The 21,283-nt window shown below is 53.7% G+C and carries 23 protein-coding genes, 2 pseudogenes and 1 other annotated feature; of the genes and pseudogenes, 9 read left to right on the top strand and 16 right to left on the bottom strand.

Annotation, left to right across the window (positions count from 1 at the left end):
* Window positions 1-186 (top strand): annotated as a pseudogene (locus NAZ64_RS11015) (hypothetical protein); the annotation flags it as partial.
* Here NAZ64_RS11015 and NAZ64_RS11020 read toward each other — a convergent pair.
* Genes NAZ64_RS11020 through rbsK form a run of 3 tightly spaced genes read right to left on the bottom strand, consistent with a single transcriptional unit; the run spans window position 132 to window position 3,424 of the window.
* Complete coding sequence (locus NAZ64_RS11020) at window positions 132-1,145, bottom strand: aldose 1-epimerase family protein (RefSeq protein ID WP_052931543.1); 1,014 nt, start codon at window positions 1,143-1,145, stop codon at window positions 132-134. The pseudogene NAZ64_RS11015 and the gene NAZ64_RS11020 sit on opposite strands and share 55 nt — an antisense overlap.
* Window positions 1,146-1,156: 11 nt before the next feature.
* Window positions 1,157-2,473: an L-fucose:H+ symporter permease gene (gene fucP, locus NAZ64_RS11025; RefSeq protein ID WP_000998359.1), complete on the bottom strand. Its 1,317-nt coding sequence runs from the start codon at window positions 2,471-2,473 to the stop codon at window positions 1,157-1,159.
* Window positions 2,474-2,503: 30 nt separating this feature from the next.
* On the bottom strand, window positions 2,504-3,424 hold the full coding sequence (rbsK, locus tag NAZ64_RS11030) for a ribokinase (RefSeq protein ID WP_000350272.1): 921 nt from the start codon (window positions 3,422-3,424) through the stop codon (window positions 2,504-2,506).
* Window positions 3,425-3,751: 327 nt separating this feature from the next.
* On the opposite strand from rbsK, the gene NAZ64_RS11035 reads away from it, so the two are divergent.
* Complete coding sequence (locus NAZ64_RS11035; RefSeq protein ID WP_000448642.1) at window positions 3,752-4,537, top strand: DeoR family transcriptional regulator; 786 nt, start codon at window positions 3,752-3,754, stop codon at window positions 4,535-4,537.
* Window position 4,538: 1 nt separating this feature from the next.
* Here the strand turns inward: NAZ64_RS11035 and ilvN are convergent, their stop codons facing one another.
* The 3 genes from ilvN to ivbL form a co-directional block, all read right to left on the bottom strand.
* Entirely contained in the window at window positions 4,539-4,829 is a 291-nt protein-coding gene (ilvN, locus tag NAZ64_RS11040) for an acetolactate synthase small subunit (protein ID WP_001171826.1), read from the bottom strand.
* A 3-nt stretch (window positions 4,830-4,832) separates the two neighbouring features.
* A complete protein-coding gene (gene ilvB / locus NAZ64_RS11045; protein WP_000168438.1) occupies window positions 4,833-6,521 on the bottom strand; it encodes an acetolactate synthase large subunit in 1,689 nt (562 codons plus the stop codon).
* A 106-nt stretch (window positions 6,522-6,627) separates the two neighbouring features.
* Window positions 6,628-6,726, bottom strand: a complete 99-nt coding sequence (gene ivbL / locus NAZ64_RS11050) for an ilvB operon leader peptide IvbL (protein WP_001541152.1) — start codon at window positions 6,724-6,726, stop codon at window positions 6,628-6,630.
* Window positions 6,727-7,248: 522 nt separating this feature from the next.
* Here ivbL and NAZ64_RS11055 point away from each other — a divergent pair.
* From NAZ64_RS11055 to emrD, 4 genes and pseudogenes are all read left to right on the top strand, one after another.
* A pseudogene (locus NAZ64_RS11055) lies at window positions 7,249-7,363 on the top strand (hypothetical protein).
* Window positions 7,360-7,449, top strand: a complete 90-nt coding sequence (tisB, locus tag NAZ64_RS11060; RefSeq protein ID WP_000117642.1) for a type I toxin-antitoxin system toxin TisB — start codon at window positions 7,360-7,362, stop codon at window positions 7,447-7,449. Before NAZ64_RS11055 ends, tisB begins: the two are co-directional and overlap by 4 nt.
* Window positions 7,450-7,541: 92 nt before the next feature.
* Window positions 7,542-8,402: a DMT family transporter gene (locus NAZ64_RS11065; protein WP_001636137.1), complete on the top strand. Its 861-nt coding sequence runs from the start codon at window positions 7,542-7,544 to the stop codon at window positions 8,400-8,402.
* A 202-nt stretch (window positions 8,403-8,604) separates the two neighbouring features.
* Entirely contained in the window at window positions 8,605-9,789 is a 1,185-nt protein-coding gene (emrD, locus tag NAZ64_RS11070) for a multidrug efflux MFS transporter EmrD (RefSeq protein ID WP_220569539.1), read from the top strand.
* Here the strand turns inward: emrD and NAZ64_RS11075 are convergent.
* Complete coding sequence (locus NAZ64_RS11075) at window positions 9,716-10,801, bottom strand: cellulase family glycosylhydrolase (RefSeq protein WP_483640933.1); 1,086 nt, start codon at window positions 10,799-10,801, stop codon at window positions 9,716-9,718. The two genes, emrD and NAZ64_RS11075, sit on opposite strands and share 74 nt — an antisense overlap.
* Window positions 10,802-10,864: 63 nt before the next feature.
* Entirely contained in the window at window positions 10,865-11,788 is a 924-nt protein-coding gene (gene dsdC / locus NAZ64_RS11080) for a DNA-binding transcriptional regulator DsdC (protein ID WP_001541637.1), read from the bottom strand.
* Between the two features lie 225 nt (window positions 11,789-12,013).
* Between dsdC and dsdX the strand changes: the two genes are divergently transcribed.
* Window positions 12,014-13,351 carry a D-serine transporter DsdX gene (gene dsdX / locus NAZ64_RS11085; protein ID WP_000543317.1) on the top strand — a complete coding sequence of 446 codons (1,338 nt, stop codon included), beginning with the start codon at window positions 12,014-12,016 and terminating at the stop codon, window positions 13,349-13,351.
* A 17-nt stretch (window positions 13,352-13,368) separates the two neighbouring features.
* On the top strand, window positions 13,369-14,691 hold the full coding sequence (gene dsdA / locus NAZ64_RS11090; RefSeq protein WP_000427988.1) for a D-serine ammonia-lyase: 1,323 nt from the start codon (window positions 13,369-13,371) through the stop codon (window positions 14,689-14,691).
* Window positions 14,692-14,772: 81 nt separating this feature from the next.
* Here the strand turns inward: dsdA and NAZ64_RS11095 are convergent, their stop codons facing one another.
* The 7 genes from NAZ64_RS11095 to ibpA form a co-directional block, all read right to left on the bottom strand.
* A complete protein-coding gene (locus tag NAZ64_RS11095) occupies window positions 14,773-15,303 on the bottom strand; it encodes a radical SAM protein (RefSeq protein WP_017442041.1) in 531 nt (176 codons plus the stop codon).
* Window positions 15,300-15,662 carry a DUF202 domain-containing protein gene (locus NAZ64_RS11100; protein ID WP_220569537.1) on the bottom strand — a complete coding sequence of 121 codons (363 nt, stop codon included), beginning with the start codon at window positions 15,660-15,662 and terminating at the stop codon, window positions 15,300-15,302. Before NAZ64_RS11100 ends, NAZ64_RS11095 begins: the two co-directional genes overlap by 4 nt.
* Window positions 15,652-15,999 carry a YidH family protein gene (locus NAZ64_RS11105; RefSeq protein WP_000703964.1) on the bottom strand — a complete coding sequence of 116 codons (348 nt, stop codon included), beginning with the start codon at window positions 15,997-15,999 and terminating at the stop codon, window positions 15,652-15,654. The genes NAZ64_RS11100 and NAZ64_RS11105 overlap by 11 nt, the downstream gene beginning before the upstream one ends.
* 119 nt (window positions 16,000-16,118) lie before the next feature.
* Entirely contained in the window at window positions 16,119-16,436 is a 318-nt protein-coding gene (locus tag NAZ64_RS11110) for a hypothetical protein (protein WP_220569536.1), read from the bottom strand.
* A gap of 6 nt (window positions 16,437-16,442) precedes the next feature.
* Window positions 16,443-18,104 (bottom strand): putative transporter, encoded by a 1,662-nt coding sequence (locus tag NAZ64_RS11115; protein WP_001279793.1) that lies wholly within the window; start codon window positions 18,102-18,104, stop codon window positions 16,443-16,445.
* 188 nt (window positions 18,105-18,292) lie between these two features.
* Window positions 18,293-18,721 carry a small heat shock chaperone IbpB gene (gene ibpB / locus NAZ64_RS11120; RefSeq protein ID WP_001246919.1) on the bottom strand — a complete coding sequence of 143 codons (429 nt, stop codon included), beginning with the start codon at window positions 18,719-18,721 and terminating at the stop codon, window positions 18,293-18,295.
* A 109-nt stretch (window positions 18,722-18,830) separates the two neighbouring features.
* The gene (ibpA, locus tag NAZ64_RS11125) at window positions 18,831-19,244 is read right to left on the bottom strand and encodes a small heat shock chaperone IbpA (RefSeq protein ID WP_080083144.1); all 414 of its coding nucleotides are present in this window, start codon (window positions 19,242-19,244) and stop codon (window positions 18,831-18,833) included.
* Window positions 19,238-19,311 (bottom strand) — a sequence feature (ROSE (Repression Of Heat Shock gene Expression) occurs in the 5'-region of heat shock genes and acts as an RNA thermometer to modulate expression.). Its footprint overlaps the gene before it by 7 nt.
* Before the next feature lie 242 nt (window positions 19,312-19,553).
* Here ibpA and NAZ64_RS11130 point away from each other — a divergent pair.
* A complete protein-coding gene (locus NAZ64_RS11130; protein WP_001543704.1) occupies window positions 19,554-19,886 on the top strand; it encodes a YceK/YidQ family lipoprotein in 333 nt (110 codons plus the stop codon).
* A gap of 1 nt (window position 19,887) precedes the next feature.
* Here NAZ64_RS11130 and NAZ64_RS11135 read toward each other — a convergent pair whose 3' ends face one another.
* A complete protein-coding gene (locus NAZ64_RS11135) occupies window positions 19,888-21,114 on the bottom strand; it encodes a YidR family protein (protein ID WP_131046714.1) in 1,227 nt (408 codons plus the stop codon).
* Window positions 21,115-21,283 lie beyond the last annotated feature (169 nt).

The raw sequence follows: 21,283 nt of genomic DNA on the forward strand, positions 1-21,283 counted from the left end.
ATGCCTGATGGCGCTGCGCTTATCAGGCCTACGGGCAGGTGCCGTTGTAGGCCGGATAAGGCATTAATGCCGCCATCCGGCAAAAGCACTTACCTTAACGATAAGTGCCTGGGTGTTCAAGCCTTGAGCGGTCAGACAATGCCTGTCGTGACGGTGAACGTCCGGGTTTGCTGCGGTTCCAGTTGAAGCAAGGTTCCATTTCGCTGCGCCGCGAGAAAACCTTCAGGCCGACAGGTCGCGGGCAGGGCAAAGGCGGCTACCTGCTGATCGCCGTTATAAAGAATCCAGCGGGTCACGTAATTCAGCTCCGCGCTGGCGAAACGTGTCACGAACGTAGTGCCATCCGGGGCGATCATACTGAATTCCGGGGTATCCGTGTACCTGTCCAGTTCATCGGCGAAGAACACGATTTCCGGGTCGTAAAAGCCAGGCTCGTTGAGCGTTGCCAGCGAGGCTTCACCCTGCAAAAGCCGTTGATTAAACGCCAGCCACTGCGCCGTGGGTTTGACATGCGCCGGCACCGACTCGCGTAGCTTCAGCGCGGTATCCGGGATATTCTGGCGGAACGTGGCGTTCGGCACATAGGCATAGTTCATGTGGCACATGTACTGTAGCGGCATGGCGACTGAAGCCAGGTTAGTCACTGTCATCTGAATATCAAACAGCGCGCTTGATTTACGCATTACCACCGCAGGTTGCGCCTGATAATGATGACCGAACCCCATCACATACTCGTAGCGCCCGGTCACGCGCAGACTGTCGCCCTCTAACTCCAGCCAGGCATCGTCCATGGCAGCGCAGGGCATCTCGCCGTGCAGCGGATGTGTATCTTCCGGCGACGGGCAGCCATTCGCCAATAGTCCGGAATGGAAAGCAAAGCAACCATACGTTGCCACCACTTCCGCAGCCGGCTTCGGCTGGCGGAACATGTTGCGCATAGTCAGGTCATGACCGTCAAACTGCGCGTCCCAAATCATCTGCCCCATCCAGGGCAGAATCACCAGATGACCGCGGCTGTTTTGTATTTTCAGTCCTTCCACGCCGCTGGCGTAACGAAACGCCGTAACCGTAAAATCATCATTTTCCAGCAAGATACGCGGCTGCTCGTTAAAAAGCTCCCGCCATAATGTAATACGTGTTGTCATGGTTGATCTCCTCAGGACGCGGCGACTTCAGCCAGGTTGCCGCGCACTTTGCTTTCGCGCCAGAAGTAAACGCCAACGTAAACAAAGCACAGCATGGAAACCAGGAATGAAAGCTGTAACGAGTGGAACATGTCCGCCACATAACCCTGAATCGCAGGAACCACCGCCGCGCCGACAATCGCCATCACGATCACCGCCCCCGCCATTTCGGTATGTTCGTTATCGACGGTATCGAGCGTTCCGGCATAAATGGTCGCCCAGCAGGGGCCAAACAGAACACTGACCAGCACCGCCACGTATACCGCGCTAAAGCTGGGCGCCAGCGCCACATAGGCCAGGAACAGCGCGCCGATCACAGAGTAAAGGATCAGGACTTTTTCCGGGTTAAAGCGTGTCATCAGAATGTTGGCGATAAACTTGCCGATAAAAAAGCAGGCGAAGCTGTAGACCATAAAGGTTGAGGCATCGCGCTCATTGATATCGCCTAATTCCAGCGCCAGACGGATAGTGAACGACCAGACCGCCACCTGCATTCCCACATACAGGAACTGCGCCACAATACCGCGACGGAAACGGGCATTGCTGGCGAGATAGCGTAACGTATCCAGCGCCGAGGGGCGTTTATGACTCGCGGTTTGCGCGACTTTACAGGTCGGGAAACGCGTCAGCAGGAACAGTACCATCACCACTACCAGAACCATAATCATGTACTTATACGGTTCCAGAGTGTTTTCCAGCATCAGCACCTTGAAGTTGTGGACTTGCTCGGCATTCATGCCCGCCATCTGTTTTTCCAGGCTTTCCCCTTCGGAAAAGACCAGATATTTACCCAATAAAATGCCTGCCGCCGCGCCGATCGGATAAAAGGTCTGGCTGATATTCAGCCGCAGCGTGGCGTAGGCTTTCGGCCCGATCATCGAACTGTAGGTGTTCGCCGCCGTTTCCAGGAAACTCAGGCCAATCGCAATGGCGAAAATCGCCGCGAGGAACATGGTGTAGGTCGCCATGTGCGACGCCGGGAAAAAGAGCGTACAGCCGACAATGTATAGCGTCAGGCCGATAAGTATCGCCACTTTATAACTGGTTTTTTTAATGACCAGCGAGGCCGGAATAGCAATTAAAAAATAACCGCCATAAAAGGCGCTTTGTACTAATGCCGAAGCAAAGTTGCTCAGCGAAAATACACTTTTAAATTGCGTAATCAGAATATCATTTAACGCGGCTGCGCATCCCCATAATGGGAATAAACAGGATAACAAAATAAACTGGAACAGAGGTGTCTTATTCAGATACCCGTCGGGCATCTGAACGATGTTTTTATCGTTCATAGTGCTACCTTTAACAGTGCAGGGTGATTGTTATTCGTTCAACGAAAGATACTCATTAAATTGCTCAATGCTTGGATAAGAGGATTGGGTGCCTTTCCCGGTGACGCTGAAAGCGGCAAAGAGGACGGCTTTTTTCATGGCGGCTTCCACATCCCCGCTCTGGACGTAGTAATGCGCGAAACAGCCGATAAAAGCATCGCCCGCGCCGCTGGTATCGACAGCGTTCACTCTAAACGCCGGAACATGGACTTCCTGGTCACGCGTCATCCACAGCGCGCCTTTCTCACCCATGGTGACGATAATATTGTTCAGCCCTTTATCTACCAGCGAACGTGCCGCTGCGCGAATATGGTCATAGGTATCCACTGGCATACCGGTTAATATTTCCAGCTCGGTTTCATTGGGTACAAAGAAATCGCATTTACAGGCATAAGACATATCTAATTCCCGTAATGCTGGCGCAGGGTTTAATAACACTTCAATCCCGTGTTTCTTGCCAAATTCTATTGCGTGATAAACCGTTTCAAGCTGAACTTCCAGTTGCAGAACAATAAGCTGGCATTTTTTTAAATCTTCCGCCGCGCGATCGATATCTTCCGGCGAGAGAAACTTGTTAGCGCCTTTGATGATCAGAATGCTGTTGCTGGAGTTGGCGTTGACGAAAATCGGCGCTACGCCACTGCTGGTACACGGTACTTTTTCTACATACGTCGTATTGATCCCCCAGGATTCGAGATTACGAATGGTGTTGTCGGCAAAAATATCGTCGCCCACTTTGGTCAACATCAATACTTTTGAATTGAGCTTAGCGGCCGCCACGGCCTGGTTCGCCCCTTTTCCGCCGCAGCCGATTTTAAACGCCGGCGCTTCCAGAGTTTCCCCTTCTTTGGGCATCTGGTTGGTGTAGGTGATAAGGTCCACCATGTTAGAGCCAATAACCGCGATATCCATTTTACTCCCTCTCAGAAATCGTCACACGACAATGATATTAAAATAACATTATCATGTTACTTCAGTATCATTTGTGACTATGATCGCGATTAGAGGATCATTTTGCCATTTACTTCGTGAACAATCCCTGGCGGAACATACGCCGCGCATTAAATCATTTTTAGGGTTACAATTTACTGAAAATTAACTATTTATTGTTATAAAACGCGAATAAACCCACTTTTATTTCCTGACGGCCAGACGTATAGTAGTGCCACACTGTAATGTTCTCAGAAACACATAAATGTTACTGATGGAACATAACAACATGATTTGTGGAGAGGGTGAATGGAGACCAAGCAAAAAGAACGTATCCGACGCTTGATGGAGTTACTGAAAAAGACCGATCGAATCCATCTGAAAGACGCCGCGCGGATGCTGGAAGTTTCGGTGATGACCATTCGCCGCGATCTCAGCCAGGATGATGACCCTTTACCGCTGACACTGCTCGGCGGCTATATTGTCATGGTAAATAAGCCTACGTCTTCAACCAATATGCCGCTGCCGGCGAAAAAGACGCATCATCGGGACGACCTTCCCGTTGCGATCCTGGCCGCCGGCCTGGTGCGTGAAAACGATCTGGTTTTTTTTGATAACGGTCCGGAAATGCCATTAGTTATCAGCATGATACCGGATGATATTACCTTTACCGGGATTTGCTACTCGCATCGGGTATTTATCGCGCTGAATGAAAAGCCTAATGCCACGGCGATTCTGTGCGGCGGCACCTATCGGGCCAAGAGCGATGCCTTTTATGATGCCAATAATCCTTCGGCGCTGGATTCGCTCAATCCGCGCAAAGTGTTTATTTCCGCCAGCGGCGTACATGAACATTTTGGCGTGAGCTGGTTTAACCCGGATGATCTTGCCGCCAAACGTAAAGCGATGGAGCGCGGTCTGCGCAAAATTTTGCTGGCGCGTCACGCCCTGTTTGATGAGGTCGCGCCTGCCAGCATTGGTCCGCTTTCTGCCTTTGATGTCCTGATTAGCGATCGCCCATTACCGACAGATTATGCCGTTCACTGTCGGAATGGTTCCGTCAAAGTCATCACGCCTGATTCGGAAAGTGAATAACTTACTCAAAAAAGACGGCAATTTTATTGAACATGGTGGGATCGGACTGGTTTCGTACCACCTTCGCCACGTCTTCCAGTTTATCGATCTGACTGATCATCTGTTCAAGCCGCTGATCGTCATTGACCAGAAGCCAGATGCGGCTCTGATCGCTACCCTGAATCGGTAAACAGAGAATACCCTCAACGTTGAAAGCGCGTCGGGCGAACAGCCCGCAGACGTGGGTCATCACGCCAGGATGGTTGCGAACGGTCAGCTCCAGAATAACGTTATCATGTGATTGTTTCTGCATGGCTTATTCCCCCACCATCTCTGTATTTGCCGCGCCCGGCGGCACCATCGGATACACTTTTTCTTCTGCATCAATGCGCACATGGATCAACGCCGGTCCAGGACGACGAATGATAGCCTGCAACGCCGCCTGCGGATCGGCTTCGTTATTCAAATCACAGGTGTCCAGACCAAACCCGGCGGCAATCTGCATAAAGTTGATGCTTCCCGGATAGGTCGCCGCAAAAACGCCCTGTTTATAGAACAGACTCTGTTGCTGATGTACCAGTCCCAGCGCGTCGTTATTCATCAGGATAATTTTCACATCCAACTGGTTTTCGCTGGCGGTAGCCATCTCCTGAATATTCATCATCAAACTACCGTCGCCGGAAAAACACAGCACCTTGTGGCCCGGATTCGCCAGCGCCGCGCCAATCGCCGCGGGCAGACCAAACCCCATGGTGCCCAGCCCGCCGGAAGTCAGCCACTGACGCGGACGGTTGAGCGGATAAGCCTGCGCGGTCCACATCTGATGCTGACCTACGTCAGTGGTAATAATCGCGTTGTCGTCCACACAGGCGGCGACCGCATTAATCAGCCCATAGTGACTAAGCGGGTTATTTTCCTGGGGAATACTGCAAGGGAATTCTTGCTGCAAGTCCGCCACCAACTGATGCCATGCTTCCCGCGGCTGTGCCTCGATATGGGGAATTAACTGTGCCAGTACATCATCGACATCCGCCTGAATAGCCACATGCGGCTGCTTAATTTTGCCTAACTCGGCGCGATCGATATCCACATGAATGATTTTGGCATTCGGACAAAACTGCTCCGTTTTGCCAATCGCCCGGTCATCAAAACGCGCGCCCAGGACAATCAGTAAATCGGCCTCTTGCAGAATAAAATTGGTACTGCGCGCGCCGTGCATCCCCAGCATTCCTAACGACAGCGGATGCGCCTTAGGCAGCATTCCCAGCGCCATTAAGGTCATTGTCGTCGGCAGTTGCGCTTTTTCCGCCAGTTCGCGCACGCGTGTCGGCGCATTGATCACGCCGCCGCCCAGATACAGCACCGGACGCTTCGCCGCGTTAATCATTGCGGCGGCCTCGCGGATACTCTCCGCGCTAAACTCCGGCGGGGGTGATTTTTCCGCCGGCGACGGCAACGCATCCAGCTCAATTGTCGCCGTCTGCACATCTTTAGGAACGTCTATCCACACCGGGCCGGGACGCCCCGACTGCGCCAGACGAAAAGCATCGCTCATCACCTGAGGCAGCTCGTTGATATTTCTGACCAGATAGTTGTGCTTGGTGATGGGGATAGAGATACCGTAGGTATCCACTTCCTGAAACGCGTCAGTACCGATCATGGACGCCGGAACCTGCCCGGTAATGCAGATTAACGGAATGGAATCCAGGCGCGCATCGGCAATGGCCGTGACCAGATTGGTCGCGCCCGGCCCGCTACAGGCCATACAAACAGCAGGTTTACCCTCCGTTCGCGCCATCCCCTGCGCAATAAACCCCGCGCCTTGTTCGTGGCGCGCCAGAATATGACGGATTTGCGTACTTTGGCTTAACGCGTCGTAAACGGGGAGGATCGAACCGCCGGGAATGCCGGTGACGATACGAATCCCCTGACGCTCCAGAAAATGAACAATAAATTCCGCGCCCGTAAAGCGCTGAGGTGTAGATGTTGTGCCCGAACTTGCCATGCTCCATTCCTTTTATTCTGAGCCGACGTTCCGGGAAGGTGTCTTAAACAAAAAACCCCGCCCGGTTTGCGCCGGCGGGGTTTTGGAATCGTGTGTGTTCCGGACCCTACGGCGCATTGCCGACGACCACCACCACACGCACGACGACCACTGCGCGAGATGGCGCAGTTGTTAGTAGGGTCGCGTTCAGCATGGAAGGGTTCATTAGGGGCCTTGTCTGTTTGTTATTAACACGTTTTATACAAGCACAGCGCTTTCAGCATGACAACGGAAAAATTTTCATCTGCACAAAAATGCGTCAGCGATCACATTTTTCTACGAATTTACACGCTTTGAGTATAGGCGTGATAAGCGTAGCGCCCTCCGGTAATCGCCGGGATTGATGATCACGCGTTTCACAATGCCGGAAAACAAAAAACCTCGCCGAAGCGAGGTTCTTACAGCGTAATGCGGGTGGTAGCCGCGAAGCACACTGTGTTATGTCAACAGCAGAAGTATACGCGTTCTGTGCAGAACGCGCAATTTCGGCGCGAATTTTGATGAATTTGAGTATGGATCAGAAGCTCCGTTCTGTCTATAAATTACTGTTAATTTATACAGTACTTAACTATAATGTCTTTGACACAATGTGTTATGCGGGGGCCGCATCGTAAACCGGCGCAACGAAGTCCTGGCTGAAACGGGTGGTGCCGTCAGCGCCTTACCCCCCTCGTGAGCACACTGTGTTATGTCAACACGCATACTATTCCTCGCAAAAGGGATCGCGTGCGCAACAGCTGGCAACAGGCAGCGGAAAGGTACGTCGGCTGGCAGTGCTCCTTAACCACAGGAGACGCGTATGAGCGTAGTGGATATCACCATTCTTATCCTGAAACTCATTGTTGCAGCACTGCAACTGCTTGATGCTGTTCTGAAATACCTTAAGTAATTCAGATTCAAGCCGCACCGAAGGGGAGCGGGCAACCGCTCCCCTTTCACCTTATCCGCTGGTCTTTCGCTTCCCGGGTATGTTACGTTTTTATGACATCCTCAACGACGCCTGACGCTATGACCCTTTCCGTTTTCTGCATTTTGCTGTTCGCCGCGCTGCTACATGCCAGCTGGAACGCCATTGTCAAAGCGGGAAACGATAAGCTCTACGCCGCGATCGGCGTCAGCGGTTCCGCGGCGGTCATGGCATTGATCCTTTTGCCCTTCTCGCCGCAGCCAGCTCACGCCAGTATCCCTTTTTTAGCGGCCTCTACCGCGCTCCAGGTGGTGTATACCGTCCTGGTGGCGAAAACCTATCAGGTCTCGGACATGAGCCAGACCTATCCTCTTATGCGTGGCACCGCGCCGCTGCTGGTGGCGCTCATTAGCGTTCTGTTTCTTGGCGACAGCCTGTCGTCGCTGGCCTGGGTCGGCATCGCAGTGATCTGCATGGCGATACTTGGGATGGCCTGTAATGGCCGCGCCAGCTCTCAACGTGGTGTCGTGCTGGCATTAACTAACGCCTGTTTTATTGCCGGATATACGCTGGTGGACGGGACCGGCGTAAGACTCTCCGAAACGGCGCTGGGCTATACGCTATGGTCATTTTTTCTCAACGGCGCCTGCCTGTTAACCTGGGCGATGATTGCGCGGCGGCGGGAAGCGTCGCGTTATCTGGCGCAACAGTGGAAAAAAGGCATTTTTGGCGGGATTGGCACTATGGGATCTTATGGGCTGGCGCTATGGGCCATGACCCAGGCGCCGCTGGCGGTGGTCGCCGCGCTGCGTGAGACGTCGATTTTATTCGGCGCGCTGATAGCCTGGCTGTTGCTTAAAGAGAAAGTGGCCGGGCTACGTCTGGTGGCGGCAGGCGGGATTGCCCTCGGGGCGATTTTACTCCGTCTGTCATGATCGCCCAATAACAGCCGCAGACGTAACACATTCTCGGCAACATTTGTTGCCGCTTTTGTTTACATATCCTGCCGTTCCTTCGTCTGCCATTGCTGGTCGCTGTCTGGCCTTCTTTTTCTGGTGTGATAGATTCCTCTCGCATTTATGGGAATGCGCAGCAAGTTATTCTTATTTTTTCTTTTTTTGAAAAGTAATCAGCGAAATGAAAAGGCAGAGAAACGTCAATTTGTTGTTGATGTTGGTATTACTGGTGGCCGTAGGGCAGATGGCGCAAACCATTTATATTCCCGCCATCGCCGATATGGCACAAGCGCTAAACGTCCGGGAAGGCGCCGTCCAAAGCGTAATGGCTGCTTACCTCCTGACCTACGGCGTCTCGCAACTGTTTTACGGCCCGCTTTCCGACCGGGTTGGGCGCCGCCCGGTAATCCTCGTCGGCATGTCTATTTTTATGGTAGCGACCCTGATCGCCATGACCACGCATAGTTTGACGGTGTTGATTGCCGCCAGCGCCATGCAAGGGATGGGAACCGGCGTTGGCGGAGTAATGGCGAGAACACTCCCGCGCGATCTGTATGAAGGAACGCAACTTCGTCACGCCAATAGCCTGTTAAATATGGGGATTCTGGTCAGCCCGCTGTTAGCGCCGCTGATTGGCGGCCTGCTGGATACCCTGTGGAACTGGCGCGCGTGTTACGCTTTCCTGCTGGTGCTTTGCGCTGGCGTCACCTTCAGCATGGCGCGCTGGATGCCGGAAACCAGCCCCGCCGGCGCGCCGCGCACACGGCTGATCGCCAGCTATAAAACGCTGTTTGGCAACGGCGCATTTAACTGTTATCTGCTGATGCTAATCGGCGGGCTGGCTGGCATTGCGGTCTTTGAAGCCTGTTCCGGCGTGCTGATGGGGGCAGTATTAGGTCTCAGCAGTATGGTGGTAAGCATTCTGTTTATTCTGCCGATTCCGGCAGCGTTCTTCGGCGCCTGGTTTGCCGGACGCCCGAATAAACGCTTCTCAACCCTGATGTGGCAGTCAGTTATTTGCTGTCTGCTGGCAGGCCTTATGATGTGGATTCCCGGCTGGTTTGGCGTGATGAACGTCTGGACGCTACTCATCCCCGCAGCGCTGTTTTTCTTCGGCGCTGGGATGTTATTTCCACTGGCCACCAGCGGCGCGATGGAGCCGTTTCCGTTCCTCGCAGGCACCGCTGGCGCGCTGGTCGGCGGGCTGCAAAATATTGGTTCCGGCGTACTGGCGTGGCTTTCGGCAATGCTGCCGCAAACCGGTCAGGGCAGTCTGGGACTGTTGATGACCCTTATGGGATTGCTGATCCTGGCGTGCTGGCTGCCGCTGGCGTCACGGATATCGCATCAGGGACAGACGGTTTAACGTTCCCCTCGCCCGGCTTTTTGCCGGGCGTTTCACATTCCGGCGCGATCATCGCATTGAGCAGGGGCTCCTGCGCCGGACGCCACGCTCCTTCTTCGCCGTCATAAAACTGAGTGTCCGCGTTTATCGCATACGGAATATGCGCTTTTTTCAGCTCGCAGGCCATAAAACGGGCAAACGCGAACTGTGAAGCGACCGGCGTGATTTTTATCGACTCTCCCGGCGCCCATCCGCCCACCCAGCTTGCATGGCCAGTCTTATGCTGCCAGCGAACCGCAGCGTTGATCCGTGCCCGAATCGCCGCTTTTTCCGCCGCCGTGCCTGACGTCCACGGATATTTACCGCCGCTTTTCAGGGGGCCCCACGGGAAGATGTGCCACTCCGCCAGTACATAGTTCTGGCTTTGCGCCGGCAGTTTAAGCGCCGACAAATCCTCCGGCGCGGCGCGCATGCGGGGGGCAACGAAAATCATCCGCTGTGGATCAATGGCGTGAATCAGGCGGATGGTTTTGTCATATACGCGATTCAGCGACGCCATATTATGATTGAGTTTGTCGGCAGGCTCATAAATGAGATCGAACCCCAGAAGCGGGGATGTCTGGCCAAAATAGCGCGCAACCACGCTCCACCAGTTGATCAGCTCCTTTTCATGGCTGGCGCTGGGATCGGTTTTATACGCATCCGCCTGATAGGCAATAATGGGTATGACACCATAGTATTCGCAGGCTTCTACCAGCTTACGCAAATGGATGAGGCGCGCTTCCGTCGGCGCGCCTGCCACACGAATACAGACATGCGTTAACCCTTTTGCCTTAAAATCCCGCACGACCAGCGGATCAAACTCGCGGATACCCCGTTCCGTTCGCGCCCAGTCAACATCCATCCCAACGCCAAGCTGCTGCGCATAGCGCGCCGCCGTCAAAGGCATCGGTTTCGCATAGACGACCGCGCTGGTCAGCATGAGAGAGGCAATAAGCGGTTTAAACACGACGCCCCCTAAAATTTTTACCACGGTGATAGCACGTATTTAGCATATTCACTCCCGGCAGGTGTAGCGACAAAGCGTAATAAATCTTCACACCTGTTCCTGCAACCAGCGAATAAATGCCTCGATTTTCGGCCACTGCCTGCCAGGCAGAGTGGTGACATAATAATGCTGATGACATTTCAGCCTCATGTCACCAAAAGGCGCAATCAGTTCGCCGCTGTCGAGACGCTTTTGTACCAGCCGTTTACGCCCCATCGCCACGCCAATGTGGTTCATCGCAGCAATCACCGCTAAATCAGAACGATCGAAGCCAATGCCGGATGAATCCGGCAAATTTACTGCAAAATGCTGCGCCCAACTGTGCCACTCATCGGTGCCCGAATCGTTACTCCACGCCTGTCTGTCGTGTAAGAGCGTACAGTGCCGTAGGTTATTCAGGTTGTCCTGCAAGGCGAAACGACGGGCGTAATCCGGGCTGCAAACGGGCAAAATCGCCTCATCCATTAAAAAATGGTGCGTGAGCTGCGCCGACGGCGCATCGTCAAAATAGATAGCCAGGTCAATGCCGGCACGCTGTAGGTTAACGTTATCGTTGCCGGTCAGCATAGTGAGAGAAATTGACGGATAGCGACGGGTAAAGTCCCCCAGCGCGGGCACCAGCCAGCACTGGGCGATAGAGGGACGTGAATACACGGTCAGCGTGCCGGACAGTTCCTGATTTTTGATATCGAGGATTTCCTGATTCAACGTATCCAGCGACGATTTCAGCGCCCAGAATACCCGTTTGCCTTCATGGGTAAGCTCCACTTTACGGTGAGAGCGAACAAATAGCTGGATTCCCAACTCGGCTTCCAGTTGATTGATACGATGGCTTACCGCACTTGGGCTTAACGACAGCTCATCTGCCGCCAGAGCAAAGGACTGGTGTCTGGCCGCGACTTCAAAAGTATAGAGTTTGGATAACTGCCAACCGTTGAGTAAGCGGTTTCGGGTATCGCGAAGGGGTTCCATGGCAACCTCAGTCATCTTTTAATTTCCCGAAGTGTAAAAAAACACGCTGAAAAAATCCGCACATAGATGAAGCAAAATGAACCATATCGCAAAATAAAGGCAATATTAGATGGAAATCACATAGTTGATTCAATTTACATCATGTGAATGGCAAATTATATCGTTTGTCAGGAGGTGCTGTTTTTCTGTCCAATAAGAACAGATTAATCACAGGGTAGGTGAGATATGCACGCTCAAATCTGGGTAGTGAGCACGCTGCTGATCAGCATCGTGTTAATCGTATTGACCATCGTGAAGTTTAAATTCCACCCCTTCCTGGCGTTACTGCTCGCCAGTTTCTTTGTCGGCGCGATGATGGGCATGGGGCCGCTGGAGATGGTCACGGCGATAGAAAACGGAATAGGCGGTACGCTCGGTTTTCTGGCCGCCGTTATCGGTCTTGGCACCATCCTCGGCAAAATGATGGAGGTTTCCGGCGCGGCGGAACGCATCGGGCTTACGCTCCAGCGCTGCCGCTGGCTCTCTGCTGACGTGATCATGGTACTGGTGGGGCTGATTTGCGGTATCACGTTGTTCGTGGAAGTGGGCGTCGTGTTGCTCATCCCACTGGCGTTTTCTATCGCTAAAAAAACCCACACCTCGCTGCTGAAGCTGGCCATTCCGCTGTGTACCGCGCTGATGGCCGTCCATTGCGTGGTACCGCCGCATCCGGCTGCGCTGTTTGTCGCAAATAAACTGGGGGCGGATATCGGCTCGGTGATTGTCTACGGTCTACTGGTCGGGCTGATGGCCTCATTGGTCGGCGGCCCGCTGTTCTTAAAGTTTCTGGGTAATCGTCTGCCGTTCAAGCCCGTACCGACAGAGTTTGCGGATCTTGAAGTGCGCGCCGAAAACACCCTGCCGTCGCTGGGCGCAACGCTGTTTACCGTTCTGCTGCCGATTGGCCTGATGCTGGTGAAAACCGTCGCTGAACTGAATATGGCGAAAGACGGCACGTTGTATACGCTGCTGGAGTTTATCGGTAATCCGATCACCGCAATGTTTATCGCTGTCTTTGTGGCGTATTACATACTCGGTCTGCGCCAGCATATGGGTATGAGCGCGCTACTTACCCACACCGAAAACGGCTTTGGCGCCATTGCGAACATCCTGCTGATTATCGGCGCGGGCGGCGCGTTCAACGCCATTCTCAAAAGTAGCGGGCTGGCGGACACGCTGGCGGTGATCCTCTCAAATATGCATATGCACCCGATTCTGCTGGCATGGCTGGTAGCGCTGATTCTGCACGCGGCGGTCGGCTCTGCGACGGTGGCGATGATGGGTGCCACCGCGATTGTTGCGCCAATGCTGCCGCTCTATCCTGACGTCAGCCCGGAGATCATTGCGATTGCCATTGGTTCCGGCGCCATTGGCTGCACGATCGTGACCGATTCCCTGTTCTGGCTGGTCAAGCAGTATTGCGGCGCTACGCTGAATGAAACGTTTAAATACTATACGACGGCCACGTTTATCGCATCTGTCGTTGCACTGGCTGGCACATTCCTGCTTTCCTTTATCATCTGATCGTAAAGAGACGTACTATGGAAAACATACAAAAGCTCATCGCCCGGTATCCTTTGGTCGAGGATCTGGTCGCCCTCAAAGAAACCACCTGGTTTAACCCGGGCGCCACCTCTCTTGCACAAGGTCTACCGTATGTCGGCCTGACGGAGCAGGACGTAAACGCCGCCCATGACCGTCTGGCGCGCTTTGCGCCGTATCTGGCGAAAGCGTTTCCGCAAACCGCTGCCGCTGGCGGCATGATCGAATCTGACGTGGTCGCTATTCCGGCCATGCAAAAACGGCTGGAAAAAGAGTATGGGCAAACGATCGACGGTGAAATGCTGTTAAAAAAAGACAGTCACCTGGCAATCTCTGGTTCCATTAAAGCGCGCGGCGGCATCTACGAGGTGCTAACGCACGCGGAAAAACTGGCGCTGGAGGCGGGTCTGTTAACCACCGACGATGACTATAGCGTGTTGCTTTCGCCGGAATTTAAACAATTCTTCAGCCAGTACAGTATCGCCGTCGGTTCAACCGGCAATCTGGGGCTATCGATCGGTATCATGAGCGCCTGCATCGGTTTTAAAGTGACGGTACATATGTCTGCCGACGCCCGCGCCTGGAAAAAAGCGAAGCTGCGTAGCCACGGCGTGACGGTCGTGGAATACGAAGATGATTACGGCGTGGCGGTTGAGCAGGGCCGTAAAGCAGCGCAATCCGATCCAAACTGTTTCTTTATCGATGATGAAAACTCCCGCACGCTATTTCTGGGCTATGCGGTAGCGGGTCAGCGTCTGAAAGCGCAATTCGCGCAACAGGGACGCGTCGTTGACGCCAGTCACCCACTGTTTGTTTATCTACCGTGCGGCGTTGGCGGCGGCCCTGGCGGCGTCGCCTTTGGCCTGAAACTGGCGTTTGGCGACAACGTCCACTGTTTCTTTGCCGAACCGACCCATTCACCCTGCATGTTACTCGGCGTTTATACCGGTCTGCACGATGCCATCTCAGTACAAGATATCGGTATTGATAACCTGACGGCGGCTGACGGCCTGGCGGTAGGTCGCGCTTCGGGCTTTGTTGGTCGGGCAATGGAGCGCCTGCTTGACGGCCTCTATACCTTAGACGATCAAACAATGTACGACATGCTGGGCTGGCTGGCGCAGGAGGAAGGAATTCGACTGGAGCCATCAGCTCTGGCGGGGATGGCCGGGCCACAGCGCATTTGCGCCGCCACCGAGTATCAGCAAAGGCATGGATTCAGTCAGACGCAGCTCGGCAACGCGACGCATCTGGTATGGGCAACCGGGGGCGGCATGGTGCCGGAGGATGAAATGGAACAATACCTGGCGAAAGGACGCTAATACTCGCTCAGTGCCGGAAAGACGGCTGCGCCATCCGGCACGCCATCGCCTGATGGCGCTACGCTTATCAGGCCTGTAACGTTAACGCAGCATCGCCATCAACTCCTCAGGCGAGCGATGCTGTTTCAGTAAATCCCGCATCACCCGCATATGCGGCGAGGAGTAGTTAAAAAAGGTCTGGTAGCCCTCGCAAAGCTGATTTTTCCCCTGGCTATCCCGATGCTCAGGGCATCCGCCGCCGCAAAATCGTAATAAAGAGCACTTCTGACATTCAGCGCTTAGCGGCGCCTTGTCCGGCGCTTCAACGCCATCCTTGCCGCCGCACCACTGCTGTAGCGTCTCATCAAAAAGGCGAACCGAGATACGCTGAATATCTTCACGTACCCAAATATCAAATACGCTATTTAAAAACCGCCCCCAGTCTGCTGAACACAATGAATCCTCGGTCAACATTCCGTTCCGGTCATGTTCCAACAATGGGATAAAATGGACATTGCGAATGCCGAGCCGTTGTAAGTTACGGTACAGTTGCTGAGGGCGCTGGCTATTCTGGCGATTTACGACGACCTGAATCTGGTCATCACTCACGACAATGTCCTGACGTCCTGTCATATAAAATTCCCGATAAATGCAATAAGTTGGCGAATATGGGTAACAGCAAACAGGATTGCGAGCGACAACACCGCGAGGGAGATCAAAAATTTGTCACGCACGACATGAGTTTCGGAAAAATCGCTATGCGCGACATCCATCAAATTACGACCCAGGGTATAACGCCAAAGAATCACCGCCACTATCGCCAGAACGCTGATCGACACCCAGAACAAGAACCCCGCCTGATGCCAGTGGTGCCTGACGGCTAACGCCATTAACGCCCCGTATCCCAGCAGCGTGCGAAACCAGGCCAGCGACGTACGCTCCGGTTGCAGTCCCGGATCGTTCTGCCGACGGGCTTTACGACTATCCGGCATACAGTACCAGCCCCATCACTATCACCGCGACAATCATCAAAATAACGCTGATGATCAACAGGCTGTGGGTATAGGGCAAATCCTCTTTCAGACGCATCGCTTTTTCATTACGTAACCAGCGTAGATAGCCATAAATCGCCAGGCCGCCCGCAAACAGACACAACAGTAGCGCCAGCAGTTCACGGATCACCGGCGTGGCAAAATCCGGGGCGAGCTGATCAAGACCGACGCCTGCCGCCAGAAATCCCAGCGAGGTGCGAATCCACGCCAGAAAGGTACGCTCATTTGCCAGTGAGAAGCGATAATCCGGCGCTTCTCCGAGGCGGGAAATCTTCATGACGACTCCTTTTACGTTCTTATGTATTCCCGTTCGTTTTCAGAATACCACTCACGTTGTTGCTGATATGCTTCACATTATCCCGCAGCAAGGGAATCTTATTGCAAAATAACTGTAGTTCACTGGTGACGTGTTTCGGCGCAACCGCGCTCATTCCCGCTATTTTTCATTTCAGTTGCGACCTTTTTCAACGCCACCGCCAGGAAAGGCATTATTGCCGGATTAAAAGCTGAAAAACCACCCGTCGCGACGAAAAAAAAGGCGATGGAGATTGATAACCAATTGAAATGAAATGGAATTATGCTCGTTGCCATTACGCTGATTAGCGCGTTCATTGAGGAAAGAGATAAGAAGAAGAGCAGAAGTGTGGCCGGTGCGGCGCGCGTTATCCAGCCTGGATTTAACACAGTGCGTAGGCCGGATAAGCAACGCGCCATCAGGCGCTAACCCATTCCCCAAAAAATCACCGCCAGCAGTTGTGGCGTGATAATACGCAGGAACATCACTAACGGATAGACGGTCGCGTAAGAGAGCGCCGCCGCGCCGCTGGTGGCATGAAGATTGTTGGCAAATGCCAGCGCTGGCGGATCGGTCATCGAACCGGCCAGCATCCCGCACAGCGTCAGATAGTTCATTTTGGCAAAAATCCGCGCCAGCAAACCGACGGTAATCAGCGGAATAGCGGTGATGAAAATACCATAGCCAATCCAGCTTAATCCTTCGCCCTGCGTCAGCGTATCGACAAAATCGCCGCCGGATTTCAGCCCAACGACCGCCAGAAACAAAACGATGCCTAACTCACGCAGCGCGAGGTTGGCGCTCGGCGGCATAAACCAGTACAGCTTACCGATGCTGCCGATACGCCCCAAAATGAGCGCCATGATCAGCGGCCCGCCAGCCAGCCCCAGTTTTAACGCGACCGGGAATCCCGGCACAAACAACGGGATTGACCCAAGCAGAACCCCTAATCCGATGCCGATAAACACCGGCAGCATCTGCACCTGCTGGAGTTTTTGCTGCGCGTTGCCGACCACATTGGCTACCGCATCAATCGAGGCAGGACGCCCCACCAGATTGAGAATGTCGCCAAACTGCAGGCTGGCGTCGCTACTGGCGACCAGCTCAACGCCCGCGCGGTTAAGGCGGGAGATAACCACGTCATAACGCTCTTTAAAGTGCAAATCGCGGATACGTTTGCCGAGCACTTTTTCGTTGGTGACGACCACACGCTCGACGCGTAAATCCGTGCCGCGCGTCGACAACGAGGTGTCCACTTCCTTGCCGATCACCAGTTGCGCGTTATGCAGGTCGGTAGATTGGCCGACGAGGTGCAGCAGGTCGCCTGCCTGGATAATCGTCCCCGGCGACGGCACCATCAGCGTATCGTCGCGTTTCAGGCGTGAGCAAATGATTTTATCGCTGTTCAGGATCGGCACATCCTGGATAGCCATATTATTGAGGTTCGGATTCTCGACACGGATATTCATTGTTTGAATTAATGAATGACCGTTAGCGAGAGAGGATTCGTGCTTCTGCGCCTCCGCCTCGACGTTAACGCGAAAAATCAGCCGCATCAGCCACATGGTGAGCAAAATACCGCAGATGCCAAACGGATACGCCATCGCATAGCTCATCCCCATCTGATCCACCAGATCCACTGGCGTTCCCAGATCGCGCAGGATTTGCTGACCCGCCCCTAACGCAGGCGTATTGGTGACTGCGCCGGAGAAAATCCCCAGCACCACTGGCAGCGGAATAGCGAAAATTTTATGCAGAATCGCGGTGACCAACCCGCCCATAATCACAATCAGAACAGCAAACAGATTTAGACGCAGCCCGGAAACGCGCAGCGAGGCGAAAAATCCCGGCCCCACCTGTATGCCGATGGTATAAACAAAAAGGATCAGGCCGAATTCCTGGATAAAGTGCAGCATATCGCCGCTCAGCGTCACCCCAGCCTGATCGACGAAGTGGCCGACGATAATACCGCCGAACAGAACGCCGCCAATACCAAAGCCGACACCGCGCACTTTAATGTTGCCGATCCATAAACCGACAACCGCCACCAACGCCAGAACGCTGACCGTCAATGCGATATCACTCATCTTCTCTTCCCTGTGAGTAACATTTCAATTTATAGGGATTATGACTGAACCGTTAAGGCATATATACAGCATGGCGCACATTCTCATGTTACAAAACGGCCCAGACGTCCTGACGTCGGCAGCGTCTTACCCTTTTTCGTGGCACAAAAAAGCCCCGCCATCTCTGGCGGGGCAAGGCAAGGAGCTCATTAGCTATTTAATGCGGAGCGTTCGTTAATGGCGATACGCTGCGGCGCAATGGTTTCCGGCTCGTTGCGGGTTAAATCAATATGCAGCAGGCCGTTGGTAAAGGTCGCGCCGGAAACTTCCATATTTTCAGCCAGCGTAAAGCTCAGGCTAAAAGGCTGCATGACCAGGCCCTGATGTAACCATTTTGGCTCGTTTTCCGGCTGTTCCGGCGTGCCTTTCACCGTCAGGCGCGTGCCTTCCAGTTGAATATCCAGATCTTCCTGACGGAAACCGGCTAACGCTAAGGTAATGCGATAATGGTTATCGTCGCTTTTTTCGATGTTATAGGGCGGGAAGCTCTGGCTTTCGCCGCTGTTTTGCAGCGCATTGGCCAGCTTGTCAAAACCGATCCATTGACGCAGCAGTGGGGATAAATCGTAGTTACGCATAATCATTTCTCCTTCTAAGAAGCGAGTTTTTACCTTCACACTTTACGTGCGAATATGCTCCCTGACGGCGAGCATGGGATGACAGGCCGCGCGACGCGACCTGACGGAATCAGTTAATTTCGATACGGCGCGGTTTGTTCGCTTCCGGAATCACGCGCTCCAGCTCGATATACAGCAGCCCGTTGACCAGGTTTGCGCCGCGAACGTGAATGTTCTCCGCTAACTGGAACTTACGCTCAAAGTTACGCTCGGCAATGCCCTGATACAGGTAAGTACGTTCTTTCTGCTCGTCCGCATGAGCGCCTTTTATCACCAGTAAATTATCCTGGGCAGTAATCTCCAATTCGCTTTCTGCGAAACCGGCAACGGCAATGGCGATGCGGTAGTGGTTTTCGTCTACCAGCTCAACGTTGTACGGAGGGTAGCCGCCATTACTTTGGCTTTGGTTATTTTCAAGCAGGTTAAACAGACGGTCAAAACCAATGGCAGAACGGTACAGCGGGGATAAATCAAAGTTACGCATAATCATAAACTCCTGAAATCAGCGAGAATGTCAGACCTTCCATCATGGACAGGCCAGGATTGCCAGAACACCCATCAGGCGTGCCCTTCTATTCACTACGTCTTATAAATGGGTCTGAATACGTACTTTTCAAGTATTTTAATCCGACTTTTTTTTGCAGTTTATTGGCTATTGCATAGACTGGTTGGGACAGCACTGATTGTTAAAGTGCGATTACTGCCACAGTGCCGCGTACTGGTGATGTTATTTTTAGCAACGGATCGCTATAACTCATCATGCAAATAACGACAACCAACAGATGAATGAGTGATGATAAAAAACGTGTTGTTAACGCTGATAATATGGAATGGGATGCTTTTATTAGGCGGTTGTTCAAGCGTCATGTCGCACACCGGCGGTAAAGAGGGTACTTATCCTGGCACGCGCGCCAGCGCTACGATGATCGGTAACGATGAGACAAACTGGGGCACCAAATCGTTGGCCATCCTGGATATGCCGTTTACCGCCGTGATGGATACGATCCTTCTGCCGTGGGACATCTTCCGCAAAGACAGTTCGGTAAGATCGCGCGTAGAGAAAAGCGAGGAGGAGACGAAAATGACCAATGCCGTCATCCCCCCGGCGAAGATGCCTCCTCCCTGATCTATCGCCCGGTTTCCGTCACCCATAGCTGACGGAACCCTTTCACCTCTTCCATCCATGCGACGTGTCGCCCATCTGGTGAAAAAACGACGGCGTCCGCAGAAGGCGGGTTGTCGTGCCTGGCGGTTAAGAAGTCGATCTTCCCACTTTGTGCGTCGCAGCAGGCAATCCGATTTTCCAGCACCAGTCCCAGCCATTTACCCGACGGATGCCAGTTAAACGCTGACTGTACACCGGTCGCATGATGCGTTAACTGCCGGGGCTCGCCTCCCTGCGGCGATATCAGCCATAGTTGCGCTACGCCGTTATCGTCCCGCATCAAAAAGGCGATCGCCGTCGCCTGCGGATTACTGCGGACCCAGTGGCGTGGTTCGTTAGTGAGTCCAGGATAAACACGCTGGTGAGTAAAGGTAAGACGCCGCTGAACTACGCCCAACGGCGGCGATGGCATCGTTGATTCGGTTCCCGTCAGCGGCGTGTCGCCTGCCTGTTTCCAGCCGTTTTCATGACACGGTAAATCGACAATAAACAGCTCCGGGATTTTTTTGCCCGTCAGCGACAGCGTATCGCCAATAAAGGCGATCTGGCGGTTGCCCACCCAGCCCTCTTCATAGGCGCGGTTAATATCATCGCTGCCAGGTCTCGGCGCAGGCGTCGTGCGGCTAACCAGTACGCACCAGTAGCTACCGCTGTATTCGCGCGGATGCTGAACCGGCACCGTTACCGGCCCATACGGCACGGCCACGCCGACATTACGCAGATCCAGCGCCGGATCTCGCTCATGCAGAACGTGGTCATTATAGGTAAAACTCACCAGCTCGCCGTTCGGGCTAAATACATGGACGTGGCTGCCGCCGCGCAGCGCGCCGGGAGTATACGGCGCAGTAATATCCATCGCATCGAGGTTAGTCACGCCCCTCGGCGTTGCAATAACGCCCCGGCGGTGGTGAAAATCGTAATGCCACGTCTCATCAGGGTTTTCAGGGCCATGAATAAACACATAGTGATTGTCGGCAGGATGCACCGTCACCACGCCGACATGCGCGCCCTGCACGGCGCGATAAATCACCTCCACGTCGCCGGTATGCACATTGACACGCTCAATAGTCTTGCCCGTGAATGACGCGCCTGAAGGCCGCACATCAAAGACCAGCCACTGGCTGTCAGGTGTCCAGGTATTGGTGTTGGTAAGCTGGTGATGGCGCGGCGTAAAGGTGATTTGTTTCATGGGATGTCCTGATAAGAGACGATGCTCGCCATCATACTTCACACGGGCTTTACTTTCAGGCTTTAGCGTATCGTTGAGATAGCCAGGCCCGGTGGCGCCACGCCACCGGGCCGTCAGGGTCTTATTTCTCCTGCGCCAGCCGGATACTGCGCTCTATCACCGCCCGCCG

This window comes from Salmonella sp. A1325 (assembly GCF_056991255.1).

What these genes read in the sequence shown, in the direction of transcription:
- NAZ64_RS11020 (WP_052931543.1), bottom strand. Translation starts at nt 1,145, where the DNA reads ATGACAACACGTATTACATTATGGCGGGAGCTTTTTAACGAGCAGCCG.
- fucP (WP_000998359.1), bottom strand. Translation starts at nt 2,473, where the DNA reads ATGAACGATAAAAACATCGTTCAGATGCCCGACGGGTATCTGAATAAG.
- rbsK (WP_000350272.1), bottom strand. Translation starts at nt 3,424, where the DNA reads ATGGATATCGCGGTTATTGGCTCTAACATGGTGGACCTTATCACCTAC.
- NAZ64_RS11035 (WP_000448642.1), top strand. Translation starts at nt 3,752, where the DNA reads ATGGAGACCAAGCAAAAAGAACGTATCCGACGCTTGATGGAGTTACTG.
- ilvN (WP_001171826.1), bottom strand. Translation starts at nt 4,829, where the DNA reads ATGCAGAAACAATCACATGATAACGTTATTCTGGAGCTGACCGTTCGC.
- ilvB (WP_000168438.1), bottom strand. Translation starts at nt 6,521, where the DNA reads ATGGCAAGTTCGGGCACAACATCTACACCTCAGCGCTTTACGGGCGCG.
- ivbL (WP_001541152.1), bottom strand. Translation starts at nt 6,726, where the DNA reads ATGAACCCTTCCATGCTGAACGCGACCCTACTAACAACTGCGCCATCT.
- tisB (WP_000117642.1), top strand. Translation starts at nt 7,360, where the DNA reads ATGAGCGTAGTGGATATCACCATTCTTATCCTGAAACTCATTGTTGCA.
- NAZ64_RS11065 (WP_001636137.1), top strand. Translation starts at nt 7,542, where the DNA reads ATGACATCCTCAACGACGCCTGACGCTATGACCCTTTCCGTTTTCTGC.
- emrD (WP_220569539.1), top strand. Translation starts at nt 8,605, where the DNA reads ATGAAAAGGCAGAGAAACGTCAATTTGTTGTTGATGTTGGTATTACTG.
- dsdC (WP_001541637.1), bottom strand. Translation starts at nt 11,788, where the DNA reads ATGGAACCCCTTCGCGATACCCGAAACCGCTTACTCAACGGTTGGCAG.
- dsdX (WP_000543317.1), top strand. Translation starts at nt 12,014, where the DNA reads ATGCACGCTCAAATCTGGGTAGTGAGCACGCTGCTGATCAGCATCGTG.
- dsdA (WP_000427988.1), top strand. Translation starts at nt 13,369, where the DNA reads ATGGAAAACATACAAAAGCTCATCGCCCGGTATCCTTTGGTCGAGGAT.
- NAZ64_RS11095 (WP_017442041.1), bottom strand. Translation starts at nt 15,303, where the DNA reads ATGACAGGACGTCAGGACATTGTCGTGAGTGATGACCAGATTCAGGTC.
- NAZ64_RS11100 (WP_220569537.1), bottom strand. Translation starts at nt 15,662, where the DNA reads ATGCCGGATAGTCGTAAAGCCCGTCGGCAGAACGATCCGGGACTGCAA.
- NAZ64_RS11105 (WP_000703964.1), bottom strand. Translation starts at nt 15,999, where the DNA reads ATGAAGATTTCCCGCCTCGGAGAAGCGCCGGATTATCGCTTCTCACTG.
- NAZ64_RS11110 (WP_220569536.1), bottom strand. Translation starts at nt 16,436, where the DNA reads ATGGCGCGTTGCTTATCCGGCCTACGCACTGTGTTAAATCCAGGCTGG.
- NAZ64_RS11115 (WP_001279793.1), bottom strand. Translation starts at nt 18,104, where the DNA reads ATGAGTGATATCGCATTGACGGTCAGCGTTCTGGCGTTGGTGGCGGTT.
- ibpB (WP_001246919.1), bottom strand. Translation starts at nt 18,721, where the DNA reads ATGCGTAACTACGATTTATCCCCACTGCTGCGTCAATGGATCGGTTTT.
- ibpA (WP_080083144.1), bottom strand. Translation starts at nt 19,244, where the DNA reads ATGCGTAACTTTGATTTATCCCCGCTGTACCGTTCTGCCATTGGTTTT.
- NAZ64_RS11130 (WP_001543704.1), top strand. Translation starts at nt 19,554, where the DNA reads ATGATAAAAAACGTGTTGTTAACGCTGATAATATGGAATGGGATGCTT.
- NAZ64_RS11135 (WP_131046714.1), bottom strand. Translation starts at nt 21,114, where the DNA reads ATGAAACAAATCACCTTTACGCCGCGCCATCACCAGCTTACCAACACC.